Origin of the sequence: Corallococcus sp. 4LFB (assembly GCF_046520365.1) — a bacterium.
GTDB lineage: Bacteria > Myxococcota > Myxococcia > Myxococcales > Myxococcaceae > Corallococcus > Corallococcus caeni.
Genome location: NZ_JBKGHJ010001024.1, coordinates 1 through 1,238, shown reverse-complemented (window position 1 = coordinate 1,238; position 1,238 = coordinate 1). Strand labels below are relative to the sequence as shown.

Below are 1,238 nucleotides of genomic sequence, written 5' to 3'. Positions count from 1 at the left end.
CGCTCCAGCGGCCCACCCGCGCGACGAACTCGCGCGGCAGCTGCACCGGGCGGCCGGCCTCCACGAGCTCCGGCTCGAAGAGGTAGCCCATGAAGTGGCCCAGGTCGCTGGCGGACACGTCCGGCGCGGTGCTGTGGAGCTGCCGCGCCAGCGCCTCCGCGAACGCCTGCGCGGTGGCGTAGCGCTGCTCCGGGCTCGTGGCCATCGCGGTGAGCAGGATGCGCTCCAGCGCGGCCGGGAGGCCCGGCACCCACTCGCGCGGGCGGGGGAAGTCGCCCTGGGCAATCTTGCGCAGCACGTCCTGGAGCGAGCCCTCGAAGGGGCGCCTCCCGCAGAGCATCTCGTAGAGGACCGTGCCCGCGGCGAACACGTCCGTGCGCGCGTCCAGCGCCTCGCCGCGCGCCTGCTCCGGCGCGAAGTAGACGTACTTGCCCTTCGCCACGTCCACCTTCGTGTCGCTGCGTCCGGCCAGCCGCGCCCGCGCGATGCCGAAGTCCACCAGCTTCACCTGCCCCTCGAAGGAGAGGAGCACGTTCTGCGGGCTCACGTCCCGGTGGACGATGTGCAGCGGACGGCCGTTGTCGTCCAGCCGCGTGTGCGCGTACGCCAGCCCCCGCAGCATGTCGATGGCCACCAGCACCGCCAGGGGCGGCGGCAGCGCGGGCAGCCCCTTCTCCCGGGCCCGGCGCAGCACGCGCGAGAGCGGATGGCCGTCCACCCACTCCATCGCGAGGAAGTACTCGCCCTCCACCTCCCCGAAGTCGAAGATCTGCGCGATGTTGCCGTGCGACAGCCCCAGCGCGATGCGCGCCTCGTTGATGAACATGGACACGAACGCGCTGTCGTCCGCGTAGCCAGGGAGGATCTTCTTGATGACCACCGGCTTCGTGACACCCGCCACCGCCGTCATCCGCGCGCGGTAGATCTCCGCCATGCCGCCCGTCGCGATGCGCTCGAGCAGCTTGTACTTGCCGAACTGGAGGCCGGCGGAAGGCTGCGGCACGTTCGAATCGGCTCCGGGCGAGGGGAGTCCTTCGGAAAAACCGCGAGACGCTATCATGAGCCCATTCAGACGCTCCGGGTGGAATATTCCGCTACGCTCGCCAGCCTGGTTTCGTAACCCTGCATTCTTCCTCCTGTGGGTGGGCAGCCTGGCGTCCGCCGGCTGCCGTGAAGCCACGCCCTCCGGGCCGGTGCCAGCGGCGTCCCCGGCGACCCCCTCCGTGCGGAGGCGGGCG

At 71.2% G+C, this 1,238-nt stretch carries 1 protein-coding gene; it reads right to left on the bottom strand.

Annotated elements, in window-relative coordinates; genetic code table 11:
- On the bottom strand, window positions 1-1,003 hold a 1,003-nt coding region (locus tag ACLEQD_RS43740; RefSeq protein WP_410391843.1), incomplete at its 3' end, for a serine/threonine-protein kinase.
- Window positions 1,004-1,238 lie beyond the last annotated feature (235 nt).